Source organism: Fontibacter flavus, from assembly GCF_042432905.1.
GTDB lineage: Bacteria > Bacteroidota > Bacteroidia > Cytophagales > Cyclobacteriaceae > Fontibacter > Fontibacter flavus.
On record NZ_JBHLWI010000004.1, the window covers coordinates 1 to 26,516 of the forward strand.

Sequence of the window (26,516 nt, forward strand, 5' to 3'; positions counted from 1 at the left end):
TCGCTTCCAAAATAGAATATTCAAGAAGAAACCAGGTATTCAAGCGGAAATTCAGAGCTAAACTGAAATACTCAATGAATTACAAATCTATTTAATCACATTCCTTAACTTAACGGCATTAAATTAACAATAACAAATCACTAATCACCAATTACTAATAAAATATTAGGCCGTTGATTTTTCTTCTTGGATTTTGAGATTTGGATTTTGAGATTTTTTCAGTTTGGTCTGGTCTTTGTTTAAGATGGAGGTAAACCAACTATTTATACTTATGAAAAAGTTACTTGTATTTTCGATGTTGCTCTTTTTCGCAACTGTTATTCATGCTCAAGCCCAGATTTCAGCTGGTGTTTACCGATTAAGTTCTGCAACTTTTGCCTCCATAGGTACCGATCCTGACAGCAAGATATTTGGAGAAGCCAGGATTTCGGCTGGAGGCAGAGTGGGTGTAGAGGGTACCTTTGGCTACAACTTTGTCCAAAGCTCCGATGTCAACTTCTACAGTGGTTTTCACCTGGGAACAGAAGGTGATAGAGATGGTTTCTATCTTGGGGTGCCTTTAGGCGTTTTGGTTAAGCCTTTCACTGCCAAAAATTTCGGATTCTTGATGGAAGCCAGCCCAATATTCCCCAATGAGAGGGGAACGTATTTTCGGGCAGGGATTGGTTTGAAGTATACTTTTAGGTAAGCTTTAACCCTCCAAGGGTTCCAAACCCTTGGAGGGTCAGTTAATTTTTACTAATTTTGAATAAATTTAGTTGAAATGAGATCTTGTTTAGTTTATTTGTTTCTACTGTTAGCTATTTGTTCTTGTGACACAGGTTTTTCGGGAGATGATGATATCCTGAAACCAATTTCACTATCTCCAGAAGATTTACCGGAGGAAGTAATTTATGTTAGGGATTCTGACATTGAGGTCTTACCTGCCTTTTCTTGGGACATGCATACCGATGGAGAGTTTAGCTATACTGAGGGTTCTATTCTTGGTTTGTTGGGGGAAAATCGATTTTTCTTGTCAGGAGAAAGGTTTAGCACTATGATTGACTTTGCTTGCGCCAACAGTAAAGTTAACGGAATAGAAATGTGCAGAAGTTTTGCTTCTGATTGTGACTTTTCGGATTTTTACCTCAATGGTGCATGGGATTTAATAGGTCAGGCGAAAACTCCAAATTACTTTGAATGGGAGTTTATTGACCTTAAGAAGACAAAGAAGTTTGTATTGAAATTTGACCAACTTCCCAAACCTGCAAGGATTGTAGATTATAATGTGGAGTTGTCACTAAGCGAATTGAATACCATACGTTTTCAGAAGGAAGTTGATTCAGACTCTGTTTTCTTTCAATTGGTAGTGATTCCCAAGAGCAATTTAAAGCCTGAAAACCAAAGGAACTTTGGGACTATTGCTTACAGACATCTTCCCGTGGATAATTCATTCATAATTCATGGAGAAGACTTGTTTCTGTTTTCTCAGCAAAAACCTACGGCAAGTGATTCTGTGTTGATCAATGTGGTAACAGTCAAGAGGATCGTGAAAGAAATAAATGATGAGCTTATTGGTTTTACCTACTATGTAAACGATCCCAAGCCTGTTGTCCTCCGATAAACTTGTTCATTATACTCCTTTTACTTTCTTTATTGGAGTTTAAAAATTAAAGTAATGCTGGAATAGAATTTTGCCTCCAAGGGTTCCAGACCCTTGGAGGGTTTTGTTCAGTTCAATCCAAAAATCTCCAGGTGCTTTTGAAATCTTTTGGAATATCCCCTTTCATTCTTGCTCTGAGCAGCTCAATAGGGGTGTAATTTTGGGTGATAAAGAAATCATGGAATTCTTTTTCGGTCATTTTACCACCTTCTACCATTTCTTTTCTCAAACCATATACCTGTAGTCCTCCGATCATGTAGGCCAATTGGTATAAGGGACCATAACTTCCCTCAAAAGACCTTCTTACTTCAGCCTCTGCATTGGCCCGTTCATGGCCGACGCGGTCCACCAAGAAGTCGATACATTGCTGTGGCGTCCATTTGCCTAAGTGATAGTTCAGCGAAAAGACAATCCTCGCTGCACGGTGCATTCTCCAAAATAACATGCCGACCCTATCCTCTGCATTTCTTGGGAAGTTTTTATTCCAAAGGTTGAACTCCCAATATAAGGTCCAGCCCTCTACCCAGAAAGGCGTATTGAATACCCTTCTGTGAGGGAAATGCCTTTGGTTCATAAATTGCTGCAGGTGGTGCCCCGGAATAAGTTCATGCTGAACGGTTGCCCTGGAAAAATGGGGGTTGTTGCCCCGCATGCTCATCATCTTTTCCTCATGAGTCATGGTGGAAGTTGGATAAGAAATGATGATGGTTTCCCCGCCTAGGAAGAAAGGGCTTACCTTCTGCCTTTCCGCAGACATCATGGTCGTCCTCCACGTTTCCTTGGCCAAATCCGGTATGGTCAACAAGTCCCTTGATTCCAAAAATTCAATGGCTTCTTCCGCCATTTCAGTCACCATCTGAGGCCATTCCCCGGCAGGGGCATAACTGTTTTTTACATGTTCGAGGGCTGCTTTCCAATCCCTGCCAAAACCAAGTTCTTGCGAAGCTTTGATCATTTCCGCTTCACACCATGCATATTGCTTTTCTCCTTCTTTGAGCAATTCTTCTGCCGTATAAGGGATCATGTTGTAGGCCAATTCTTTCTCTATGGCCAACTTGCCTACTGGTTTACCTATGATTCCTGAGCCATCATCTTTTACAACTGTATTTTCGAAATGATTTTTTAAAAATACCGAATATGCCCTTAACACCTCATTCATGCTTTCCATGGGTTTTTTCATCCACCAGGTGAACTCCGGGTCATAGTCATAGTAAAAGTTGTAGGCTTCCTCGGTACTCTTACGCAAAGCTTCTACTGTTTGGGCCGCTAGGTCTGCCTTTTGCCATGAATCAAAAGCTTTGGTTTTTTCCATGGCCTCCCATTTGGCTTTGATGTTGACCTCGGTTTTGGCGAAGGTGGCAGCGATTTCCTGTGCACTGGGTTTCACCGCCAATCTCCTTGTTTGGTAAAACTTTTCCAGATCTGCCTTGAAATCCACTACATGACTGACTTGCTTGAAATCATCATAGGCCAGCCCATGGAAAAATAGCTCCTTTTCCAAATGGTTTTTGAAGAGTTGGTAATCCATTTTTCCATCCAAAGAAAAGGACTCATACGGCATGCTTTCAAGGGATTTGAGCCAGTCTTTATAAAGTTTGTCAAAGCGCTGAAAGTATTCGTCCGAAAGTGGGTTGTTGTACTTTCTGGCCAATGCGCCTCTATCTGCCTGATAACTGCTGATGGCGGGATAAAGCTCTGTGGCAAGTGAATTTCCCAGAATGAGGATACATAGTACAAAGGAAAGTAAACTTTTTTTCATAGTGGAAACGATTTGAATATGGCTCAGTGGATATAATGTAGAAATAAATTGAAACAAAGTTGAAATATTTCATTTGATCTTCAGCCCAAGTCAAAACATGAGTATTTCACCGGAGTAATAATTCAGCAAGGCTATATTTCAATTTTATTTCCGATTCATATTTCAAAAAGTAAGTTCTCTTATTCAAGGCTAAAAAACTAATACCCTGTTGACCAAAGGTTTGTCAGGATTGATGGGTGGTAAAAAGGAGAATTTGGTTTCTCCCTTTGAAAATGTGTGAATAAGAGATTTACGTCATGTTTTAATGTTGCGTAACTTGGGTAAGTCTACCTCTAAAAACCTTCGGGGTTTCACCCTGAACTTTCTTAAATGCCCTGTTGAAATAGGAAAGATTCTGAAAACCGCTTTGATAGGCAATCTGCGAAATCGACCATTCACTTTCTTGTAAGAGTTGGCAGGCTTGGTGAATCCTTACCTGTGTCAAAAATTCTGTAAAAGTCTTCCCTGTCCTTTCTTTGAAAAATCTGCAAAATGCTTCTTTGCTTAAGTTGGCCACATCTGCCACTTCACTTAAACTGATTTGATTTTGGCTTTGGGAAAGAATAAAGGACATCACCTGCCCCATGCGCTTACCTTCAGATTCTGTAAAGTCCTTTTGGGGAATGAGCCTGTTTAAAGCAGTGAGTTCTTGTGATTCCTGTAGGACATTCAATATTTCCAATGCCGTAAGTATTTTTTTTAATCCCTTTAATCCGGAAAAATCCATCAGGTTCTTTTTGATGTTCTTTTTGGTGCTCCCTTGTATGGCAAAGCAGCCCTTTGTCTGTTGTAGCCATTGGTTCAGACCGGCAAACTCTTCTACTTCTATCATGCCTTTTCCCAATGCCTCAAAATCAAAAAACAAGGTATGCCCTAAGGACTGCTTGTCTGTATTTGGATCAAAATACTCTGCATCCGAGCGGAATACGTGCGGCATATTGGCCGAAAACAGAAACATGTCACCGGGCTCAAACCTCCCCAAATAATCCCCAACCATTAGCTGACCTTTCCCCTCGACGATTAAGGTGAGCTGCCACTGTGGATGCTGATGGAGTTTGTCATAAAAATGTTTACCCGCATCCACTTGGAATCGGACAAATTCCTTGCTGGATTTTGGGATTTGGAAGGAAATAATTTTGCGGCTCATATCCGATGCTTTGCCAATATGTAAGGTGTGCGAGAGGATAGGCTTTTTGTTACCCACTCTGTTAGCTATAGAATTTTGATATAATATTAATACGATTTTTTGACAATTCCCTTTATTGGGTCAATATGGTATTAGTAAACATTAAAACAGTATAAGCATTCAGGAGGACTAGGTTGTAGTTTTGAATCATCAATTTAAAAAAAATATTATGAACTGGCAAGGCGTATTTCCGGCAGTAACCACCAAGTTTCACCAAGATGGTAGCTTGGATATGAATATGTTTTTCAAAAATCTCGATGCCCAATTGGATGCAGGGGTGCATGGGATCATTCTTGGGGGTACATTGGGAGAATCCTCGGTATTGTCCTTGGAAGAAAAAATCCAACTGACCACTGAAACAGTCAAATATATCAATGGCAAAGTTCCTGTAATCCTCAACATCGCAGAAGGCGCTACCAGAGATGCTATTTTTTGGGCAGAAAAGGCCAAGGAAATGGGTGCCTCGGGATTGATGCTTTTGCCTCCGATGCGATATGCAGCAGACCATAGAGAAGTGGTAACCTACTTCAAAGCGGTAGCCAACAGCACTGATTTGCCCATTATGATCTATAACAACCCTGTTGATTATAAGACACTGGTGACCATTTCCATGTTTGAAGAGTTGGCAGAATGTGAGAATATTCAATCTATTAAAGAATCCACCAGGGATATTTCGAATGTGACCCGTATGCGAAACCGCTTTGGTGACCGCTACAAAATTCTTTGTGGGGTAGATACCCTGGCCATGGAGGAATTGGTGATGGGAGCTGATGGCTGGGTGGCCGGATTGGTCTGTGCCTTTCCGAAAGAAACTGTGGCCGTGTACAACTTGGTAAAAGCTGGAAAATATGATGAAGCCTTGACAATCTATCGTTGGTTTTTGCCTTTGCTGGAACTGGATATCCATCCCAAACTGGTGCAGTACATCAAATTAGCTGAGCAGATGGCCGGTATAGGCTCCGAATGGGTAAGGGCTCCAAGGTTGACCTTGATAGGAGAAGAAAGGGTGAAGGTGGAAAATATCATCAAGAGGGGATTGGAGCATAGACCGGTGGTTTGAAGACTGGATTTAAGACTCAAGACATAAGATATAAGAGGGTTGGATATATGAAGATGTTGACTTTGCGATAATAGGATATTTGATTTTTGAAAGTTCTTTTGAATAATTGGACTTTTCTTTCACTTTCTGGTTTTAAACTTCGATTTGCAGCCTATTTCAATTATATTTCTACCCTATTTCAACCTTATTTCGAATTAACTGACAAAAAGATACCATGAACCTAGATCCAATTTTCCAGTCCGCCCAAGAAGCTTTTTTGCACTATAAAAACATCTCAGGAAAAGACAAAGCTGCTTTTTTGAGGAAAATAGCGGAAGGACTGGAGGCGGAAAAACACAGTTTGATTCCAATGGCGTCGGAAGAGTCCAATTTGCCGGAAGGTAGGATCACTGGGGAATTGGGGAGAACGGTAGGTCAGATCAAACTTTTTGCCAATTTGGTAGAGGAAGGAAGTTGGGTAGAAGCTGTGATTGACCATGCGGATCCAGACAGAGCGCCTGCGCCTAAACCTGATATACGCCGCTTTTTAACCGCATTAGGACCGGTAGTGGTTTTTGGAGCCAGTAATTTCCCTTTGGCCTTTTCTACGGCGGGAGGTGATACCATTTCCGCTTTGGCGGCAGGCTGCCCGGTGATCTATAAAGCCCATCCTGCTCATCCGGAAACATCTAAGTTAGTGGGACAGGTTATCCATAAAGCTGTGATTGAATCCACTTTACCGATTGGCGTTTTCACCCATGTAGAAGGAGGGATTGAGGTTGGACAGGCTTTGGCGAAGCATCCAACTGCCAAAGCGGTGGCCTTTACAGGATCATTTGCCGGAGGTAAAGCCCTTTTCGATGCTGCGAGCCAAAGGAAAGAACCTATTCCTGTATTTGCGGAAATGGGTTCAGTCAACCCTGTCATTGCGCTGAAAGAAAAATTGGGGAACAATATGGAGGCCCTTGCCAAACAGTTTGTCGCTTCACTTACCCTAGGTGCAGGTCAATTTTGCACCAACCCTGGTCTGATTATGGTGCCTGACATCCATGCGGAGGAATTTGCCAAAGCGGTGAAAAATGAACTGGAGCTCATTACAGCAGCCCCCATGTTGCATGAAGGTATCGCTGCTTCTTATTATAATGCCCTGGCAATCCTTCAAGGGAGAAAAGAACTTGAATGGGTGCAGGTGGCGGAAGCCAAAGACCTGATCAAGGCTTATCCTGCTTTGGCCAAAATAAAAGCTTCGGATTGGCTGGAAGACGAACATTTCCAGCAGGAAGTATTTGGATCCTTTGCTTTGATGGTAGTGTATGAACATTTCAATGAATTGTATGCCATTGCCCAAAGACTGCACGGGCAGTTGACCATTACCCTTTGGGGCGAGGAAGATGAATTGGCCAAAAAGGTGGACCTGATCAACCAATTGGAGGAAAAATGCGGCAGGTTATTGTTTAAGGGAGTCCCCACCGGCGTGGAAGTGGGTTATGCCATGCAGCATGGAGGACCTTACCCATCTACCACAGATAGCCGCTTCACTTCTGTTGGAGCCTATGCCATCAAAAGATTTGCAAGACCAATAGCCTTCCAGGACATGCCGCATGAATTGCTTCCGAATGCCCTAAGAGAGGAGAATCCTTTGGGTATTTGGAGAATGGTGGATGGGGAATTTAAGCGGTAATGTTATTGGAAATATTCCCAAGGGTGAAATATTGTAGAAATATGCTGGAAGAGAAATAAGTAGAAATAAGCTTCGCGAAATATTGAGAGAGGATTTTCGAGAAAGTTGATTTAGTGATTGGAGAATTGGTTGGACAGTGCCGAAGAGGGTAATAATATTTCCATTTATTTCCATCATACATAAGTTAACCCCCTTGTATTTTCTGCGGCAGGTAAAAAATGTGTATATTTGATAAAAACGTACACATATGAGAACGAATATAGAAATAGATGAGGCTTTATTGGCTGAAGCCATGAAGGTTACCGGAATAAAAACCAAAAAAGCGACGGTTGAAGAAGGTTTGAGGCTAATCGTACAATTATACCAACAACAGAAAATCAGGGGTTTAAGAGGTAAACTCAAGTGGGAAGGAAATCTTGAAAAAATGAGGCTGGACCAATGATACTGGTAGATTCTTCGGTTTGGATAGATTTCTTTAACGGAAAAGATGCTGAACATGTCGAGAAGCTCTACCAGTTATTGGGCAATCAAGTCGTTGTTTCAGGGGATTTGATATGGGTGGAGGTATTGCAGGGATTCAAGAATGATTCCCAATTTCAAAAGGCTAAAACGGCACTTGAATCATTGCCCTATTTCACGTTAATCAATAAAGAAACGGCTTTACTTGCAGCAGAGCATTATAGAGTCATGAGAAAAAAAGGGGTAACGGTCAGAAAAACTATTGATGTGATTATAGCTACTTTCTGTATTGCCAATAATATCAGTCTTTTGCATGCAGAAAAAGATTTTCAGGTCATGGAAGCACATCTTGGTTTGAGAAGCATTTAAAATAAACCCATTCCTAAAAGCCAACCTCATACATGTTGAATTGGGATGCTATGTACATAACACTATAGGGATTGATTAATTGAGTGAATAGCCAGTTGACAGATAGTACTATTACAAATTATTCCCACCTTATTTCCATTATATTTCACCCATATTTCATTTCAAAGTATGAAAAAAACTTTCCAATGTATTGATGCCCATACCTGTGGCAATCCGGTCAGGGTAGTGGCCGGTGGTGTTCCTTTCCTTAAAGGCAACAATATGCTCGAAAAGCGGCAGTATTTTCTGGAAAACTTGGACTGGATCCGTACGGGGCTGATGTTTGAACCCCGCGGACATGATATGATGTCGGGGTCTATGCTTTTTCCTCCCCATGATCCTGAAAATGACTTTGCCGTGTTGTTCATCGAAACTTCCGGTTGTCTGCCGATGTGCGGACATGGTACCATTGGTACCATTACCATTGCCATTGAAGAAGGATTGATCACGCCCAAGACGCCTGGTTTCCTTCGCATGGAAGCACCGGCGGGCTTGGTCTTAGTGGAATACAAACAGGAAGGCAACAAGGTAACGTCCGTCAAATTGACCAATATCAAGAGTTTTCTGGCCGCTGAAGCTTTGGAGATAGAAATCGAAGAATTGGGTAAACTCACCGTGGATGTGGCCTATGGGGGGAATTTTTATTGCATTGTGGATCCTCAGGAAAACTTCCCCGGCTTGGAGCATTATAAAGCCGAGCAGTTGATTTCTATGGCCCGCAACCTGAGGCAGAAGATGAATGAAAAATATGAGTTTGTACATCCTGAACACCCTCAGATAAAAGGACTTTCCCATGTACTTTGGACAGGAAAAACATTGGATGAAAGCAGCACAGCCCGAAATGCTGTATTCTATGGAGACAAGGCCATAGACCGCTCTCCTTGTGGTACGGGAACATCTGCGCGCATGGCCCAGTGGTTTGCCAAAGGTTGGTTGAAGCCTGGAGAAGACTTTATCCATGAGAGTTTTATTGGCTCGAAATTCACGGGTAGGATAGAAGAAGTTACGGAAATTGCAGGAAAGCCGGCCATTGTGCCGAGCATAGAAGGTTGGGCGAAAATCTATGGCTACAATACGATTATCATGGATGACGATGATCCGTATGTGTATGGATTTCAGGTGATTTGAGAGATTAGAGGCGAGAGATTAGAAGCGAGAGTTTAGAAACAAGAGGCAAGAATCAAGAAACAAGAGATAAGAATTTCGGAAGGTGGAAGTCGGATATTGGAATTTGAACCATTTAGAAGTTAATGGAATTAAGAAATTCATTAAGAAAAGTCGGATGTCGAAAGGCTGATTTCGAAATGATTTGGTCCCGATTGCTATTGGGATTTAGCGACAGCCTGTCCCGATAGCAAAGCGATTCGGGAGGCCAGGATGCGGGGTGGGAATAAGAACCAAGGCAAAAGGGGGATATCTGAATAAAATCTGCGAAGATCAGCTCAATCCGCATCATCAGCGTGCCATCATTGCAAGAAATCGGGTTTTGTAGTTTTTAACATGTCAATTTCCTACCATTTTTCGTCAACCTACATCACTAGGTTGATTGGTGAAAAACTTACCTTCGCCTATCAAAAATAAGGTATAGGAAACCACCAAAATCCTTATCTTTCATTTTCAAAAATGTATTAAAGTACTACCAATGGGTCGGCCTACTTGGTACTTTGTACATGGTACTTCGTGCAATTGTATATGAAACCAACCATCATCATCGGCGGAGGCGTTCTCGGCCTTTTTTCAGCATACTACCTTAGCGAACAGGGGGTAGAAGTGATTATTGTGGACAAAAGTGACATGCAGGATACCACTTCTACAGGAAATGCGGGCATGATCGTTCCCAGCCATATTATCCCGCTCTCAGCACCTGGGATGATTGCTAAGGGAATTGCCTGGATGTTTTCTTCCAAAAGCCCTTTTTACATCCATCCAAGACTTGACCGCAAACTCCTGGAATGGTCCTGGCTGTTTTACCGCTCAGCCAACGCCAACCATGTGGAAAAATCCATCCCCTATCTGAAAAACATTTCCCTCCTCAGCAAAGCGCTTTATCAGGAATTCAGAACTGCCCATAAGGATGCTGTAGATCTGGAAATGGCTGAAAAAGGTTTGATGATGATTTATCAAACAGCAGAGGTGGAAAAAGAAGAAATTGAATTTGCTCATCTGGCACGTCAGCATGGTCTGGATGCAGAAGTACTCAGCCCTGCGGATATTGCAAAGGTGGAACCCAATTTGGAAGTGAAAGCCCGCGGAGCAGTATTGTTTCCAGGGGATGCCCACCTTTCTCCGTCAAACCTGTACAGGTTTTTGAAAAAATATCTATCGGAAAAAGGCGTCAAATTCCTTCCCAACCGTAAAGTGTTAGGTTTTGAAAAACATGCTGGCAAGGTCACCGCAGTACTCACGGAAGAAGGAAGTTTGAGTGCAGAAAAAGTCATTCTTTGCGGCGGAGCTTGGTCGGCGGAATTGGCCCAAAAGCTAGGATTCAAATTGCCCATGATGGGCGGTAAGGGCTATAGTTTTATGCAGGACAACCAACCTGAAATCCTACAGGCCTCTATCCTTACTGAAATGAAAGTGGCGGTAAGTCCTTATGGACAGCAGGTTCGCTTTGGAGGTACCATGGAAATAGCCGGAATAGACGAATCCATCAACATCAACAGGGTAAAAGGAATTTTTGAATCCATCAACCGATATTACCCTAGTTTTCAGTCAAAATTCCCTGAAGGCGAAAAGATTTGGAAAGGTCTCAGACCATGTTCACCGGATGGTCTGCCCTATATCGGTGCAGCCCCAGGTTATGATAACGTCTGGTTTGGAACAGGCCATGGCATGATGGGGGTCAGCATGGCTCCTGCCACCGGAAAAATCCTTGCTGACCTTCATGAAGGCAACGCGTCGCCTATGGATATCAAGGCTTTTGAGGTGGGGAGGTTTTAATCCTGGGTTTCTCTGATTTCAAGGAAATTTTTATTGTAAAGAATATTACAGTAATTTCTGTTACAGTAATGCGGGTTACAATATATTGAATTATGATATTTTATGATTGAAAAATCAGCCAAGTTGTTGCTTTCATTTTCTGACTATCAGGTAGAGTATCGATGCTTGTCTTTGGAAGATTTGTGAAATATTTGAAAAATAAAGTCTTATCCCTCAAAAACCGGATCTTCCCGGTCAATAACTCCTCTGATAAAAACGATCATACGGTCAATTTCCTCCCAAGTAAAACCCAAATGGGATTGGGAATGGGCCAATGCATCTCTCAACCTTCCGATATTGTTCATCATGTCCACCCAATTGTCCCGGCTGAAATCAGGCTCAAATTTCCGGAAGCGTTGTTTTTTCGAAAACACAGAACCTAAATCCCCAAACTGCAAACATTGGATCAAGTCAATTTCTTCTCCTCTTGCTTTTTTCCAATCATATAGCTCCTTGGCTTGACCCAATCGGTTTGCCGTGATGCTATCCTCCCAATGGGGAAGCTGCTTCCTGATCAGGTCTTTCAGGTGGGTTTCCAAAAGACTGATCAACCCGAAAAAACCGATTCTCATAGGTATTTTATCCAAGTCCGTACGGGTCACGATGTATGCGGGATTACCGTCTTCATCTTTGATGAAATACCGCCTTCTTTCGATCAACAAACGAAAAGCCTTTAGCAGAGGCGTGTCGGCTTCCATCCAGTCCTCCTCTGTTATTTCAGAAAGTGTTTTATCTCCTTCATCGTATTTCATCCATTGCCCATCCACATTGACTATAGCAGAATGGAAATTTCGTTTTTCCATTTCTTCCCGGAAATTAGATTGGTCAAAAAGCATGAGGTTTTCCGCAATGGGCATCACATTGATCTGCTCTTCAAAAAGTAACCGAAGCCGGTCCATGGAATTCATTCTGGCTTTCATCAAATAGGGGATTTTTTTTCAGGAGTTTATCGAAGGTTTAAAGTACGGCAAAGTAAGCATTTTTCCGAACCGGGAATTTGATGAAAAGTAACAGTCATCCTTATCTCAATAATCCTTTAAAAATAAAAAGGGCTTCAGTCATGAGATATGTGACTGAAGCCCTTTCTGTATTTTATGTTGTGTAAACAGAGTTGAACATGACATAATCGGTGGTGAGATCTGTGCCCCAGCCCACTCCGGATTCCTGTCCTGTGTTGAGTTCCAGGTGTACCCTGATATGAGAGTCTCTCAATAATTTTTTGACATAGTTTTTGTCAAAATCAACAGGTTGGCCCTTGTCCAGAACCTGTACCAATTTGTCTTTGTCTCCGACAAATAGATTGACTTTTTTGTAATTGAAATGAAGACCGGTATTGCCACAAGCAGCGATAATCCTTCCCCAGTTTGGATCTCTGCCAAACATCGCTGTTTTGACAAGGGTAGAGTCGGAAATGGCCCGTACAAATTTCCGGGCTATTTCACCAGACCGGGCTTTGCAGACCTTGTATTCGATAAATTTTGAGGCTCCTTCTCCATCTGAGACAATCAATTTGGCCAAATGTGTCAGGATTTCCTGTAGTTTTTCTCTGAATATAATATATCCGGGATCTTTTTCTGAGGTGATTTTTTTATTGCCCGCCAAACCATTGGCCATTACTGCTACCATATCATTCGTAGAGGTATCCCCATCTACAGTAATCATGTTGAATGATCGGTCTACACTGTGTCTTAATGCTTTGTCCAAGAGTTGTGCATCTATGTCCAGGTCAGTGACAATGAATCCCAGCATGGTGGCCATATTGGGATGGATCATTCCTGAGCCCTTGGCCACACCACCCAAGTTGATGGTTTTTCCATCATGTTGAAATTCCACAAAACCTTCTTTTGCAAAGGTGTCGGTAGTCAGTATGGCATTGGCCACAAAGGATCCGGCTTTGGTATTGTCTGAGAGTTTGTGGATGTTTTCTTTGATCCCATTGACTACATCATCTGTTGGGAAGCGTTCACCAATCAACCCAGTGGAGGCCACAATCACATCTTCCTGTGGGATATTCAAGAGTTCAGCCGTTGTTTTTACCATAGCTTCAGCACCAAGTCTGCCCTGTTCTCCTGTGCAGGCATTGGCATTGCCGGCATTACAGACTATGACCTGGGCACGGTTATTTTCCTTGACATGTTTTTCGCTGATTTCTACTGGTTCTGCCCTGACCTTGTTTTGGGTAAAGACTGCGGCAGCGGCAGCAGGTACTTCTGAATAGATAATGGCCAGATCCCTGCGCATGGATTTGACTCCGGTGTGGGCACCCCAACATTTGATGCCCCTGACATTGGTTATATTTTTTATCATGACTGCTATTGCGTTAAGGTCTTAATGGGATTTGTGTTAACCCGGTTTTTTCCTCCAAACCGAGCATTAAATTCATATTGTGGACTGCCTGACTTGCCGCTCCTTTGAGCAGGTTGTCTATGGCAGCGATACTGATAATTCTTTGGGTTCTTCGATCCCAATAGGGGAAGACATCACAATAATGACTGCCCCTGACATCTTTGATTCCAGGAGCCTTTTCTCTTACCCTCACAAAAGGTTTGTCTGCATAAAAATCCCTATAAATTTTTTCCAGTTTTTCCTGATCCATTTGACCTTTTGGTTTGGTATAGGCGGTAACCAATATGCCTCTATCTACGGGAAGGAGATGTGGGGTAAACTGTACCATTGCATCCGATTGGCCCAATGCAGTAAGTTGTTCCTCAATTTCAACTGTATGCCGATGTGTTCCGATGCCATAGGCTTTGAAATTTTCATTCACATTTGAGAAATGAGTTGTGTCGCTGGCCTTGATGCCAGCACCAGTAAGGCCTGATTTGGCATCAATGATTACCGAATCTGATTCAATTAGCCCATTGGCCATAAGTGGGGCCAAGCTTAAGATGGAAGCGGTAGGGTAGCAACCTGGATTGGCTATCAGCCTGCTCTCTTTTATGTTGTCCACATATAGTTCGGGCAAACCATATACTGCATTTTTGAATCCTTCAGGAAAAACATGCTGCTTTTGGTACCAAGCTTCATATACTTCAGGGCTTTTCAATCTAAAATCGCCTGAAAGGTCAATGATTTTGGCTTTGTGTGATGCCAAGGTTTTGACGAAATCCATAGATATACCATGAGGTAGCGCCAGGAAAATAACATCCATATCATCATCCTTGATGACTTGGGAAGAAGCTAAAGTTTTGTCCAATATCCCTAGGAACTGAGGATGGAGATCGCTGAATTTTTTTCCTTCATGGCTCTCTGAAGTGATATATTTGATTTCTATATGAGGGTGTTGACAAAGGATCCTGGCCAATTCTGAACCTGTAAACCCTGTTGCCCCTACGATGGCCACTTTGTATATGCTATTGCTCATTGTTTTCTTTTTCATGTTGGATAAGTACCAGTTCAAAAGCTGTCAGGAAATTTTCCAATGCTTTTTGTTCAATATTCAGAGGTGGCACCAAGCGCAGTACATTGCCTGCTGTAGCGTTGGTGATAAAACCCGCTTTCAATAATTTTTGCATGATTTCTATGGCTGGCACACTTAGAACTATACCCAGCATGAGGCCTTCTCCTCTGATATCTTGAATAATCTGGAATTTTTTTTGAAGCGCTTGTAGATTTTCTTTAAGCCAATTGCCCTTTTCCTTGGCAGCCTGTCGGAGATTTTCTTCCACAATGACTTTTAAGGTTGCCAGAGAGGCAGCTGTCGCCATTGGATTGCCGCCAAAGGTGGTTCCATGGTCACCGTATTGGATACTACCTGCTATTTTTTCATTACAGAGAAATGCACCAATGGGCATGCCGCCACCCAGGCCTTTGGCGAGTGTCATGATGTCCGGTTGTACGCCATACAGATCCTTGGCAAACCAATACCCTGTTCTGCCGATTCCTGATTGGATTTCATCAAAGATGAGGACTATATCTTCTTCCTCACAGAGTTGTTTGACAGCTTGGAGATAAGGTTTTTCAGCAGGGATTATCCCTCCTTCACCTTGAATAGGTTCCAGGATGATGGCGGTCACATCTTGGTTGACTTCTTTCTTGAGTGCTTCAAGGTCATTAAAAGGGACTTGTATAAATCCACTTGGCATTGGTCCGAAACCCTCCTGATATTTAGGTTGCCCAGTGGCAATCGTAGCTAAAGTCCTTCCGTGGAAAGAGTTTTCCATCGAGATGATCTTACCGCCTCTTCCTTTGCTATGCGCATAGCGGCGGGCAATCTTGATGGCCCCCTCTACAGATTCTGCTCCACTGTTGGTAAAAAATATGCGATCCATTCCGGAGATTTTCACCAACAATTCCGAAAGGGCTACCTGGGCAGGGCTGACAAAAAAGTTGGAAATATGCATCAGCTCAGCGGCCTGATCCTGAATTGCCTCTACTACTTTTGGATGACAATGCCCCACGTTGTTGACCGCAATGCCTGCCAGCATATCGGTGTATTCCTTATTTTCAATGTCCCATAATTTGGATCCTTTTCCCTTGACAAAGGTGAGTGGAATTCTTTTGAAAGTCGGGAGATAATATTGTTGGTCTTTGGTATGTAGGTCTATGTTTTTCATGATTGTTTTTTAATGGTGGTTCCGATTTTTTCCTCTGTTTCAAAGTAATGAAGCAATTGCTCTGGCTTGGTACCGTTGAGGATCACAGCGTTTTTCACTCCTTTTTTGAGGGCATTTTCACAGGATTGGATTTTGGGAATCATACCTCCCTGAATGACCGAACCATAGAGTTGCGGTAGTTCCTGCAGGGAAATAGTACGGACGATCGAATGGGGGTCAGGGTAATGTCTATAAAGCCCTTCGACATCTGTAAGGGAGATGTAATAATCGGCTTTTATGGCAGCGGCAATTTCGCCGGCGAAGTCATCTGCATTGATATTGTAGCCCAATCCATTCTGATCAGCGCCAATACTTGCCATGACAGGTATGAACTTGTTCTGGGAGAGTGTAGATATCAATTCAGGGTTAATGGTAGTAATTTCACCTACTCGGCCCAAGTCAACCTCTTTGTTGGTGCCATCACTAAGGGATAGCTGCAATTTTTTTTGTTTGACAGTGACTGTTTGATTGTCAAGACCCGAAAGTCCGATGGCTTTTACGCCATATTGCGAAAAAGTGGTGACCAAGTTGGCATTGACTTCTCCAATGAGGGTTTTTTGGATTTCTTTAAAAGCCTCAGGGCTGGTTTGTCTCTGTCCCTGGATAAACTCAGAGTTTATTTGGGCTTTTTCAAGAGCCCTGTTGATAAAGGGGCCGCCTCCATGTACCAGGACGATCTCATGTCCAGTATCGGAGAGTTGTTTGAGGGTTTGTGCGATTTGAATTTGTAACTGTTGATTGATCATGGCATTCCCACCGTATTTGATGAGAAGCTTGGAAGAAAGCATGTTGGTTAAATTTTAATGAAAATTTCTATTTAGGGGAGATATATGTTTTCCAAATTTTATTTCAAAAAACCATCCCAAGAACGTTTGTTTCCTAATTAAACAAATACCATTCCATGTAAGGGAAATTTTATTCTAAATTACGGTTTAGTGCAAAATTCCTTTACAGGGTGCTACTTTGACTTCTAAAAGTTAAATTTTTCCAACCGATGTGTCAGTTTTGTCAGTCGTTCATGTCAGTTTAAAACAGAATGATGCAAGGAATAAATTGAACAAATTTTTTTAAAAATACCCTAAATTAGGTATTTCCCCATGTGAATGTTATGAATACCTTTGGCCTGGGTGATTAAGTGACTTTTTAATCCTATTGTTTTCAGGAAAGTCAAGGGGAATTTGTTTGGAGATTTTTTGCCCCTGCTTTTTCTATTTTTCAATGTAGATTATGTCAATTCTTTTGGGAAATAGGGAATACAGAATTAATTTGTGTTGCAGAATACAATTAACCCCAAATACATGGAATTATATGCCAAGGCGTTGACCTTTGCCATACCTTTCTTTCTGATTCTGATTATCATTGAAGAATTTGCTGCCCGAAAAATGAAACGTCAGGTCAACTATGGGATGGATACCATTTCCAGTCTGAGTTCGGGTATGACCAATACCTTGAAAAACCTGATGGGTCTATCCATAGCCATTGTTTCCTATGGATGGATGGTGGATAAGGTTGCGCTTTTCCATATTGAAACTACTTGGTTGGTTTATGTAGTGGCATTTATTGGGATGGACTTCGTAGGCTACTGGAGTCACCGTTTCGATCATAAGATCAATGCATTTTGGAACAGGCATATCGTGCACCATAGCAGCGAGGAGTTTAACCTAAGCTGTGCTTTGAGACAGTCAGTTTCTGCAATCGTAGGTATTTATTTCTTCTTATATATCCCAATGGCCTTTTTGGGCGTGCCGGCGGAAGTGGTCGCCATTGTAGCGCCTATTCATCTCTTTGCGCAATTCTGGTATCATGCACGCTTGATCGGCAAAATGGGTTTCTTGGAGTATATTTTGGTTACGCCTTCCCATCATAGGGTACACCATGCCATCAATGATGTTTATTTAGATAAAAACCTCTCACAGGTATTTATCTTTTGGGATAAGCTTTTTGGTACTTTTCAGGAAGAGTTGGCAGAAGAGCCACCTGTCTATGGGGTCAAAAAACCTGTCAATACATGGAACCCTTTGATCATCAATTATACGCATATGTGGGCATTGATTATGGATGCCTGGAGGACAAAAAACTGGTGGGATAAGGCAAGAATCTGGTTTATGCCTACAGGTTGGAGACCTGCGGATGTAGCAGAAAAGTATCCTTGGGAATATTGGAAAAATGCCTTTGATCAGGTGAAGTACGACAGTCGGCCATCAAAGTCATTACAGGTTTGGTCATGGGTGCAGTTGGTCGTCGGTTTTACGATGGTTTTCCATGTATTGGTTGCTTTTGTCAGTTTTCAGTATTTGGAAGTGATGCTATACTCCATTTTTCTGATGGTTTCTATTTTTGCTTATACGAGTTTGATGGATAAGTCCAAAATGGCCATTCCTGCTGAAATAATCAGATTTTCATTGGGTATGGGGTTGATCTATTGGAACGGAGGTTGGTTTGGTTTACAGGAATTCCTGCCGGGAGCAACGCTATTGGTTTCGGTATTTTTTATGCTATCCTTGGTGTTGACCTTCCGCTTTATTGCTACTGAAGGAAAAAAACTTAAATCGGTTTCTATAGGAACAAGGCATTACTTGAATTTTGATAGCTAAAATCCTTCAAAACCGATCATAATTGACTAACTTATAGCTCAGAAGAAGTATATATATTTCCCATCAACAAAAGGCAGGTTCGGATGTGTAACCTTCATTTGGTTTGGGAATTGGGACATGTTCTTCATTTTGAAACAAAAAAATTGTGCAGGCTATGAGTGTCAGGGACTACTATGGGATTTTCTATCAGGATAACCATTTTTCGCAGGTTGAAGATAAACTTGCCATTGAAGTTCCTTTAAGCATAGCGGTCAACCAAGTCCCTTTTACAGTCACGATGCAGACGCCGGGCAATGAAAAGAACCTGGTGCGCGGGCTGCTTTTTACCGAAAACATCATACGGGATTTTTCCTGGAGACCTGATCTCGAAATCTGTGACCTGGACAGTTCTGGATATATCACTTCAGTGAATGTCAATGTCTCTCCTGATATGGTTTTGACCGATTTTACCGGCAAGAGAAATGTAATTTCCTCTTCTTCCTGCGGACTGTGTGGTAAAACATCACTAATGGAATTGGGGAATGAAAGTGTTCAAAATCAGGATGTATTAAACCCACAATTAATCTTTGAAATGTTTCTCAAAGTGAGTCAGCATCAGAAGGATTTTAAGCAAAGTGGAGGCACCCATGCAGCAGGGGCTTTCACCATTGATGGTGACTTGTTGAGTATACAGGAAGATATAGGCCGTCACAATGCCGTTGATAAAGTGATCGGTGAACTGCTTAATACAGGTTGTTTGGACCAAGCAAAATGCCTTACCGTGAGCGGCAGGATTTCCTACGAAATCGTGAATAAGGCAAGGTCTGCCGGTATTCCGTTCTTGGCCTCTGTATCTGCGCCATCCACGCTAGCGGTCGATATGGCCATAGAAGCGAGTATTACCCTCATGGCATTTTGCCGTGATCAAAAACTCACCATTTACTCCAATTCCCAACAGCTTGAAATGCTATCAACCAGTGAACTGGTAGCATCAGGTAGGGTAAAAGATAACAGCATATGTCAAAAAACTTAAGTTATTTATCAGGCCGAAAAGGTCTTTCCGCCAATCTATTTGAAGAACTGGGTACTGCTGTTCAAAAAACCGGTCTGCTTCAGGAATCGGATATGGAACGCATCAGGCAGGAATTCCTGGTGGGCAAGGCTACGCTGCATGGCACTGTTTCTTTTTATGATTTTCTCAAACCTGAAAATCAGCATAAAAAAGTGTATGTCTGCAATGGCAGTGCCTGTCTTTGTGCGGGAACGCAGCCTGAGTTGAAGGAAAAGTTGTCCCGGCATTTTGAAGCCCATGAAATCGGGGAAATGTGCTGTCTGGGAAGATGTCATGAAAATGCTGCTTTTCATTATGGGGGTAAAAATTTTTCAGGCAAGGCCATTGATCAAATTGAGGAGATCCTGGAAGAAGAGATCAGTTTGGAGGACAATTATCAAGTAGGGGTATACGGAACTCCCGTATTGACTCTGCCTTTTCCAGGTTTTTCAGCTTATGAAGATATCTTAAAATCCTGTTTTCAGAGACCTATTGCTGAGTTGTCCGAAGAGTTAAAAAAATCCGGTTTGCGCGGGAGGGGAGGAGCAGGGTTCCCGATGGCCATCAAGTTGGACTCATGCCGCAACACCCCTGCAGAACAGCGTTTTATTGTCTGTAATGCAGATGAAGGTGATCCCGGAGCGTATTCGGACAGATATTTATTGGAAAAGCGGCCCTATTCAGTTTTGCTGGGAATGGTCATCGCCGGATATTTGGCAGATGCCACAGTAGGGGTTTTGTATATCAGGGGCGAGTATCCTGAATCCATTTCGGTGATTGAAAGTGCTATTTCCGAGATGGAAAAGCATCATTTGATTGGAGAAGATATTCTAGGTTCTGGATTTTCTTTTCACTTTAAAATCATCAGGGCCCAAGGGGCTTATATCTGTGGGGAAGAGACAGCTTTGCTTTCCTCTATTGAGGGGCAGCGGCCGGAAGTTAGGGTAAGACCGCCTTATCCAGCACAGAAAGGTCTGTTCAATTTGCCTACGGTGGTCAATAATGTGGAAACCTTGGCCAATCTTCCTTTTGTCATGGCAGAAGGTGGGAATGCTTATGGGGCTATTGGAACAGAAAAATCTAGAGGAACCAAATTGGTGTCTTTGGATGGATACTTCAGAAATCCGGGAATTTATGAAGTGGATATGGGGACACCTTTATCCGTGGTGGTACATGAACTTGGAGGTGGTTTTAAGCAAGCCGTGAAAGCGATGCATATCGGAGGGCCTTTGGGAGGCCTTGTTCCGGTTTCTAAGATTGATGATCTCAGCATTGATTTTGAGTCTTTCAGTCGGGAAGGGTTTCTTTTGGGGCATGCTTCCATCATTTGTATACCGGAAAATTTCCCGATGATTTTGTACATCGAGCATTTATTTGAATTTACGGCACATGAAAGTTGCGGGAAGTGCTTCCCTTGTAGATTGGGTTCTACGAGGGGAAAAGAAATGTTGCATAAAGCCAGGACTTCAGGTTATACCATCGATAGGAAACTTATGGATGATTTGCTGGAGACATTGGAAATAGGTTCATTGTGTATGTTGGGCGGAGGATTGCCTCTGCCAGTAAAGAATGCGCTGGAGTATTTTGAAGAGGAGTTAAAGGTGTATTTCAAAAGCGAACAAAACTAAAATTGGCAACCATGGAGAAGTTACAGAATGATACCGGTATGGGCCACAGGTTGAATGGAAACGGCGGGGTGAAAAATAAAGTAGCCTACATTAACGATAAGGCATATGCCCTTCAGGAAGGGGAGACAGTTCTTTCATTTGTTCGGAGGCATTTGGGGAAAAGCTATGTGCCCACCCTTTGTGATGCGCCCAATTTGGAGCCATTTGGTTCCTGCAGGGTCTGCAGTGTAGAGGTGGCTTTGCAGCCAAATGGAAACACCAAAACTGTAGCTTCCTGTCATACGCCCGCCTTTGCCGATTCCTATTTCTATACCGATACAGAAAAAATCTCAAGACTTCGCAAAAATATTATTGAGCTGGTGCTGACCGACCACCCTTTGGATTGCCTGACCTGTGAAGTGAACAATAACTGTGAATTGCAGACTGTTGCTGCCCAAGTGGGTATCAGGGACGTTCGTTATCCTGAAGGGAAAAACCACTTGGACAGGGAAAAGGATCTCAGCCATCCCTACATGACATCTGATTTTTCAAAATGCATCAACTGCTTCCGCTGTGTCAGGGCCTGTGATGAGGTACAGGGCGAATTTGTGCTCAGTATGGCAGGACGTGGATTTGACAGTCATATTATCAAAAGTGATAACACTACCTTTTTCAATTCGGATTGTGTGAGTTGTGGTGCCTGTGCCCAGGCTTGTCCTACCTCTGCCATATCCGATGTCTTTGAATCCAAGAGTGTTGTGGCACAGAAAAAAGTCAGGACTGTCTGTACCTATTGCGGAGTGGGCTGTAATCTGGAAGTTGCGGTGAAAAATGGGAAAATCAAGTCTATACAGGCACCCTACGATGCAGAGGTCAATCAGGGTCATACCTGTTTGAAAGGTAGGTTTGCATTTTCTTTTTATAACCATCCGGACCGTATCAGGACTCCTCTGATCAGAAAAAATGGGAATTTAGAACCTGCCAGCTGGGAAGAGGCGTATGATTATATTGCCCAGAAACTGACGGCTATCAAGCAGCACTATGGTCCAGATGCCATTGCAGGGATTTCCTCTGCCCGCTGTTCCAATGAGGAAAATTACCTGATGCAGAAATTTATCCGTGCCGTGATCGGAACGAATAATATTGATTGTTGTGCCAGGGTTTGCCATTCTCCTACAGCATTGGGTATGCAGAATGCTTTCGGGACAGGAGCGGCTACCAATTCCATTGATGATATCAAATATACTGATTGTATTTTGGTCATTGGTGCTAATCCAACAGATGCCCATCCTGTTACTGGAGCGAAGATGAAGCAGTTTGCCATGAAGGGTAAAACCACCATTGTGGTCGATCCCCGCAGAACCGAACTGGCACGCTATGCCACCTATCACCTTCAATTGAAGCCGGGAACGAATGTGGCCTTGCTGAATATGATGTTGTACTACATCATTCAGGAAAATGTGATGGACAAGGATTTTATTGCAGGGAGAACAGAAGGTTTTGAGGAATTCAAAAATCAGATCCTCGGATTGGATATAGACCAGTTGGAAAGTGTCACAGGGGTTGATAAAGACCTTGTGAGGCAGGCGGCCTTGGCTTATGCCAAAGCACCAAATGCCATGTCCTTCCATGGACTTGGGGTAACCGAACATACCCAAGGCACCTTTACGGTGATGCAGATTGCAGACCTTGCATTGATTACAGGCAATATTGGTAGGAAAGGCGTTGGAGTCAATCCTCTAAGAGGTCAAAATAACGTGCAGGGTGCCGCAGATATGGGCTGTCAGCCCCATCAGGGTGCTGGGTACCTGAATGCCTATGATCCGGAAATCAATAAGCAATATGAAGAATTTTATAAGACAAAGATTCCATTCAGCAAGGGTTTGAAAATCCCGGAAATGTTTGATGCTTCCATTGAAGGGAATTTGAAGGCCTTGTGGCTGATGGGTGAGGATGTGGTGCAGACCGATCCAAATACCAATAAGGTCATCGCTGCGATGGAAAGTCTTGATCTTTTGGTAGTGCAGGAACTGTTTTTAACAGAAACAGCCAAGTATGCCCATGTAGTTTTGCCTGGTGCTTCATTTCTGGAAAAAAGCGGCACATTCACCAATGGGGAAAGGAGGATTCAGCGGGTTAAAAAGGTGGTGGAACCATTGGAAGGCACCAAAAGTGATGGACAGATTATTGTGGATATTATGAACAGGATGGGCTATGCCCAACCGGATTATGATGCTGAAACCCTTTTGGAGGAGATTTCTCAGATTGTTCCGTTTTTCCGTGGAGTGAAATGGCAGGAGTTGGGTGACAATGGCAAGCAGTGGCCGGTAGCGGCAGATGGTAGCGATACCAAAATCTTGCATGCCGAAGCTTTCAATAGGGGCAAGGGGAAATTCCATTATTTTGATTTTCAGGAAAGTCAGGAGTTGGTCAAGCATGGGAAGGAATATCCTTATATCATCACGACCAATCGGGAGTTGGAGCATTATAATGCAGGTACCATGACCCGGAGAACCAAGAATGTGGAACTGCTCACCGAGGATGCCTTGATGATCCATCCGGCAGATGCAGAAAGACATTTTATCCAAGATGGGGACATGGTCTGTGTGGAATCTCCAAGAGGGAAGGTGGACCTGAAGGCAAAGATTACCGATGAGATCAAGCCGGGAATATTGAGTTCAACTTTCCATTTTCCTGAAGTGATGCTGAATCAGATTACCAGTGATGAACATGATTCAGAGGCTATGTGTCCGGAGTACAAAGTAGTGGCGGTCAATATCAGGAAAAGCAAAGGAAAGTATAAAGTTTGATGCATCAATTCAAAACAAGTTTATCATAGAAATATAATAGAAAGGTATCAAGCAGATTTTTTGCTATTTGATGACAAATCTATTTTAAATGTAAAGTCCATGGGGTAAATAATAAGCAAAACAAAATTTTTACCACATAGGTATTATGTTTGAAAAGTGATTTTCAAATAATCCTCGGGGGTATTGATATTGGTGAATGGTTGCTTGGCCAATATTTCTTGTGTTATGGTTAATTCTTTAACCCTAAAAAGCTTCAAAGCATCCATCATTTTCAGGGCTTTTTGATCCAGTAATTCCCTGAATGTTTCAATGCAGGATTGGTCATAGACCGCACAAAGTGGTTCGAGTTTTTCACCATTCCTGGGTATAGCAATCTCGCAGTTTTCGGTTTTTTCAATAATCATTTTCACCAGTTCGGAACTGATAAATGGCATATCACAGCTCAATACAAAAATCTTGGCTGTCTGACTGACCATCAATGCTGTATAGATTCCGCCCATTGGGCCACAATCCGGCATGATATCTTTATAGATTTGGTGTCCCAATTCGGTGTAATTATCTCCATTATGGATGATGATGATCTCTTTGACCAAAGGTTGGAGTACCTCAATCTGCCGTTCGATAATGCTTTTACCGCCAACTTGCAGCAGGCCTTTGTCGCTTCCCATCCGGCTGTTTTTGCCTCCGGCTAAGATGACACCTGTGATATTTTGTTTTTTGTCCATTTTGGGCTCAAGGTCCAACTAGTTGATATTTCAATTTAAGGATTTAAATTATCTTCCAAGAAAATAATTGATTCCTAATCCCACTTCCAAACCATGTGTCCTGTTTTCTAAGATCCCTACACCTGAAACAGGTAACCAATAATGGCTTCTCAAGAACATCCCCCATCTTCCTGAAAGCAGGTAATTCGTACCTAGGCCGACCTTCAAATGGCTAAATCTGAATTGACGGGGAGTGATTGACTCAAATTGATCACTAAGGCCAAGTCGATCTTCAAATTCATACTGGAATTCTTGGCGGGCAAGGTAATTGCCTACTATTCCAAAACTACTTTCAAAGCTAAATCCACTGTAATACAAGCTCCTCCATCTTAATTCTAAAGGAAAAAACAACTGTCTGTTGGTAAGGTAGATTTCATCAATATCACGGATATCAGCGGGTCTTCCAGGTAATGAGCCTAATACTGTTGAATTGAAAGTAGACAGGTCATCGTCATCGATTTCTCCCTTGATTTGACTTCTGATGATGCCTGTGTAAAGTCCAAAACCATTTTCCCATTCAATCCCCAAGTTAAAAGACTGTGCAAATGAAGAATAGTATTCTATTTGCCTGTTTACTGGTACCAATAATGATAATCCGGCTTCGAGATTGAAATAAGGCTTGTTTTTTTCCAGTGCAGGTGTACTGCTCAAGTTGCTGGTATCCCCTTCTACCAATTCTTTGTCCAGTTTCATGACAAAAGATTCTTCAGGGGCAATGGAAGGAGCCATTAGGGTATTTTTGGCAGGCTTACTTTCACCATTTGAATTTTTGGTGTGACTTTCCTGATAGGCTTGACTGGGTTTTAAAGAATCAAGGGAATGTGATTTGGTAGATTCAGCCAAAGGTTTGAGTGAACTTTCTGTTTTTTCAATTTTCCCCTCATTTTTCTGATTTTGAATTAGAGCGTCAACTTCTGGTTTTACTGATGTGATTTCTTTTTTCAGAAAAGAAGTGTGATTCATGGATGAAGTTTCATTAAGATCTTGTTTGTTATTGATCTTTGCGATTTTTTCCGACTCTTCTATCAACACTTTCTTATGTAAATAAACTGTATCTATGATCCATACAGTATCTCTTTGGTATATGGTGTCAGCCTGGTATAAGTTGTTTTCAGGTCCATTCATTTCAAAATTTGAAGAGGCCCCTTCTTTTTGGGAATACCAAATTGCTGCTAATACAAAAAGCATAGTACTGTACAGATAAGGCATGTACCACCGCTTCCATATTGGTGTTTTAGGAACATCCAATAGCGGGGCAAAACTTTGCCAGGCTGATTCCTCATAAGGCGTATAGACCTCTTCAAGTTTACCCTTTATTTTTTTCTCAAAATTATCTTTACCTGTCATCTTTGTTGTCCATTTGAAGAGTGAAGGGTTGCCAAGGCTTTTTGGAGTTTTGCTCTGGCTTTTGCATAATTGGATTTTGAAGTCCCTTCTGAAATTCCCAGATGTTCGGCAATTTCTTTATGGGAATATTCTTCCACGGCATACAGGGAGAAAACTATCCTGTATGCAGGCGGAAGATCCTGTACAAGGGCCAAAAGTTCTTCGGCACTTATGCTGTCCAAGGCGTCCTCTTGAAAAGCATTTGTATAGTCCTCGTTACCTATACCTTTAAATCGGTCCTGAAAAACTTTCTCTTTTCTATAGTGATCAATGGCCGTATTGACCATTATTCTCCTCAACCAACCACCGAAACTGAGGTTCATGGAATATTTGTCCAATTGCTTAAATACTTTAAGCATTCCTTCATTGACCAATGATTTGGCTTCACCCAGATCACTGGCATATCGCCTGCAAACATTCATTGACAGTGGGTAGCAAAGACTAAAAAGTGTTTGCTGTGCTTTTCTGTCTCCAGAGAGACAGCGCCTAATTACATCATGTAATTCTCTGGAATTTTCGAGATTCATCTTGACAGCAT

The 26,516-nt window shown here is 42.3% G+C and carries 22 protein-coding genes; 12 read left to right on the forward strand and 10 right to left on the reverse strand.

Features of this window, described 5'->3' with window-relative positions:
• Nucleotides 1-271 precede the first annotated feature (271 nt).
• Complete coding sequence (locus tag ACFFIP_RS01810) at nucleotides 272-688, forward strand: outer membrane insertion C- signal (RefSeq protein ID WP_382385850.1); 417 nt, start codon at nucleotides 272-274, stop codon at nucleotides 686-688.
• Nucleotides 689-763: 75 nt separating this feature from the next.
• Nucleotides 764-1,603: a hypothetical protein gene (locus ACFFIP_RS01815; protein WP_382385851.1), complete on the forward strand. Its 840-nt coding sequence runs from the start codon at nucleotides 764-766 to the stop codon at nucleotides 1,601-1,603.
• A 112-nt stretch (nucleotides 1,604-1,715) separates the two neighbouring features.
• Here the strand turns inward: ACFFIP_RS01815 and ACFFIP_RS01820 are convergent, their stop codons facing one another.
• Nucleotides 1,716-3,401: a DUF885 family protein gene (locus ACFFIP_RS01820; protein WP_382385852.1), complete on the reverse strand. Its 1,686-nt coding sequence runs from the start codon at nucleotides 3,399-3,401 to the stop codon at nucleotides 1,716-1,718.
• A gap of 301 nt (nucleotides 3,402-3,702) precedes the next feature.
• Nucleotides 3,703-4,587 carry a helix-turn-helix domain-containing protein gene (locus ACFFIP_RS01825; protein ID WP_382385853.1) on the reverse strand — a complete coding sequence of 295 codons (885 nt, stop codon included), beginning with the start codon at nucleotides 4,585-4,587 and terminating at the stop codon, nucleotides 3,703-3,705.
• 208 nt (nucleotides 4,588-4,795) lie between these two features.
• Between ACFFIP_RS01825 and ACFFIP_RS01830 the strand changes: the two genes are divergently transcribed.
• From ACFFIP_RS01830 to ACFFIP_RS01855, 6 genes are all read left to right on the forward strand, one after another.
• A complete protein-coding gene (locus ACFFIP_RS01830; RefSeq protein ID WP_382385854.1) occupies nucleotides 4,796-5,686 on the forward strand; it encodes a dihydrodipicolinate synthase family protein in 891 nt (296 codons plus the stop codon).
• Nucleotides 5,687-5,900: 214 nt separating this feature from the next.
• Entirely contained in the window at nucleotides 5,901-7,346 is a 1,446-nt protein-coding gene (locus tag ACFFIP_RS01835; RefSeq protein WP_382385855.1) for an aldehyde dehydrogenase (NADP(+)), read from the forward strand.
• A 247-nt stretch (nucleotides 7,347-7,593) separates the two neighbouring features.
• The gene (locus tag ACFFIP_RS01840; protein ID WP_382385856.1) at nucleotides 7,594-7,788 is read left to right on the forward strand and encodes a type II toxin-antitoxin system VapB family antitoxin; all 195 of its coding nucleotides are present in this window, start codon (nucleotides 7,594-7,596) and stop codon (nucleotides 7,786-7,788) included.
• Nucleotides 7,785-8,174 (forward strand): type II toxin-antitoxin system VapC family toxin, encoded by a 390-nt coding sequence (vapC, locus tag ACFFIP_RS01845; protein ID WP_382385857.1) that lies wholly within the window; start codon nucleotides 7,785-7,787, stop codon nucleotides 8,172-8,174. Before ACFFIP_RS01840 ends, vapC begins: the two co-directional genes overlap by 4 nt.
• Before the next feature lie 168 nt (nucleotides 8,175-8,342).
• Nucleotides 8,343-9,341, forward strand: a complete 999-nt coding sequence (locus ACFFIP_RS01850) for a 4-hydroxyproline epimerase (protein ID WP_382385858.1) — start codon at nucleotides 8,343-8,345, stop codon at nucleotides 9,339-9,341.
• A 564-nt stretch (nucleotides 9,342-9,905) separates the two neighbouring features.
• Entirely contained in the window at nucleotides 9,906-11,153 is a 1,248-nt protein-coding gene (locus tag ACFFIP_RS01855) for an NAD(P)/FAD-dependent oxidoreductase (RefSeq protein WP_382385859.1), read from the forward strand.
• Nucleotides 11,154-11,359: 206 nt separating this feature from the next.
• On the opposite strand, the gene ACFFIP_RS01860 is transcribed toward ACFFIP_RS01855, so the two are convergent.
• The 5 genes from ACFFIP_RS01860 to argB all read right to left on the reverse strand — a co-directional run bounded on the left by ACFFIP_RS01860 (nucleotide 11,360) and on the right by argB (nucleotide 16,575).
• Entirely contained in the window at nucleotides 11,360-12,112 is a 753-nt protein-coding gene (locus ACFFIP_RS01860; protein ID WP_382385860.1) for a CBS domain-containing protein, read from the reverse strand.
• A gap of 172 nt (nucleotides 12,113-12,284) precedes the next feature.
• Complete coding sequence (gene argJ, locus ACFFIP_RS01865) at nucleotides 12,285-13,499, reverse strand: bifunctional glutamate N-acetyltransferase/amino-acid acetyltransferase ArgJ (protein ID WP_382385861.1); 1,215 nt, start codon at nucleotides 13,497-13,499, stop codon at nucleotides 12,285-12,287.
• A gap of 13 nt (nucleotides 13,500-13,512) precedes the next feature.
• Nucleotides 13,513-14,556 (reverse strand): N-acetyl-gamma-glutamyl-phosphate reductase, encoded by a 1,044-nt coding sequence (gene argC, locus ACFFIP_RS01870; RefSeq protein WP_382385862.1) that lies wholly within the window; start codon nucleotides 14,554-14,556, stop codon nucleotides 13,513-13,515.
• A complete protein-coding gene (locus ACFFIP_RS01875) occupies nucleotides 14,546-15,748 on the reverse strand; it encodes an aspartate aminotransferase family protein (RefSeq protein ID WP_382385863.1) in 1,203 nt (400 codons plus the stop codon). The genes argC and ACFFIP_RS01875 overlap by 11 nt, the downstream gene beginning before the upstream one ends.
• Nucleotides 15,745-16,575, reverse strand: coding sequence for an acetylglutamate kinase (gene argB / locus ACFFIP_RS01880; RefSeq protein ID WP_382385864.1), 831 nt, complete (start codon nucleotides 16,573-16,575; stop codon nucleotides 15,745-15,747). Before argB ends, ACFFIP_RS01875 begins: the two co-directional genes overlap by 4 nt.
• A 510-nt stretch (nucleotides 16,576-17,085) precedes the next feature.
• On the opposite strand from argB, the gene ACFFIP_RS01885 reads away from it, so the two are divergent.
• The 4 genes from ACFFIP_RS01885 (at nucleotide 17,086) to fdhF (ending at nucleotide 23,828) form a co-directional block, all read left to right on the forward strand.
• On the forward strand, nucleotides 17,086-18,381 hold the full coding sequence (locus ACFFIP_RS01885) for a sterol desaturase family protein (RefSeq protein WP_382385865.1): 1,296 nt from the start codon (nucleotides 17,086-17,088) through the stop codon (nucleotides 18,379-18,381).
• Nucleotides 18,382-18,535: 154 nt separating this feature from the next.
• A complete protein-coding gene (gene fdhD / locus ACFFIP_RS01890) occupies nucleotides 18,536-19,393 on the forward strand; it encodes a formate dehydrogenase accessory sulfurtransferase FdhD (RefSeq protein WP_382385866.1) in 858 nt (285 codons plus the stop codon).
• The gene (locus tag ACFFIP_RS01895) at nucleotides 19,378-21,039 is read left to right on the forward strand and encodes an NADH-ubiquinone oxidoreductase-F iron-sulfur binding region domain-containing protein (RefSeq protein WP_382385867.1); all 1,662 of its coding nucleotides are present in this window, start codon (nucleotides 19,378-19,380) and stop codon (nucleotides 21,037-21,039) included. Before fdhD ends, ACFFIP_RS01895 begins: the two co-directional genes overlap by 16 nt.
• 11 nt (nucleotides 21,040-21,050) lie before the next feature.
• Nucleotides 21,051-23,828, forward strand: a complete 2,778-nt coding sequence (gene fdhF, locus ACFFIP_RS01900) for a formate dehydrogenase subunit alpha (RefSeq protein ID WP_382385868.1) — start codon at nucleotides 21,051-21,053, stop codon at nucleotides 23,826-23,828.
• A 143-nt stretch (nucleotides 23,829-23,971) separates the two neighbouring features.
• On the opposite strand, the gene mobA is transcribed toward fdhF, so the two are convergent.
• Genes mobA through ACFFIP_RS01915 form a run of 3 tightly spaced genes read right to left on the reverse strand, consistent with a single transcriptional unit; the run spans nucleotide 23,972 to nucleotide 26,505 of the window.
• Nucleotides 23,972-24,553 (reverse strand): molybdenum cofactor guanylyltransferase, encoded by a 582-nt coding sequence (mobA, locus tag ACFFIP_RS01905; RefSeq protein WP_382385869.1) that lies wholly within the window; start codon nucleotides 24,551-24,553, stop codon nucleotides 23,972-23,974.
• Nucleotides 24,554-24,601: 48 nt separating this feature from the next.
• Complete coding sequence (locus tag ACFFIP_RS01910; protein WP_382385870.1) at nucleotides 24,602-25,939, reverse strand: hypothetical protein; 1,338 nt, start codon at nucleotides 25,937-25,939, stop codon at nucleotides 24,602-24,604.
• Nucleotides 25,936-26,505: an RNA polymerase sigma factor gene (locus ACFFIP_RS01915; protein WP_382385871.1), complete on the reverse strand. Its 570-nt coding sequence runs from the start codon at nucleotides 26,503-26,505 to the stop codon at nucleotides 25,936-25,938. Before ACFFIP_RS01915 ends, ACFFIP_RS01910 begins: the two co-directional genes overlap by 4 nt.
• Nucleotides 26,506-26,516: the final 11 nt, after the last annotated feature.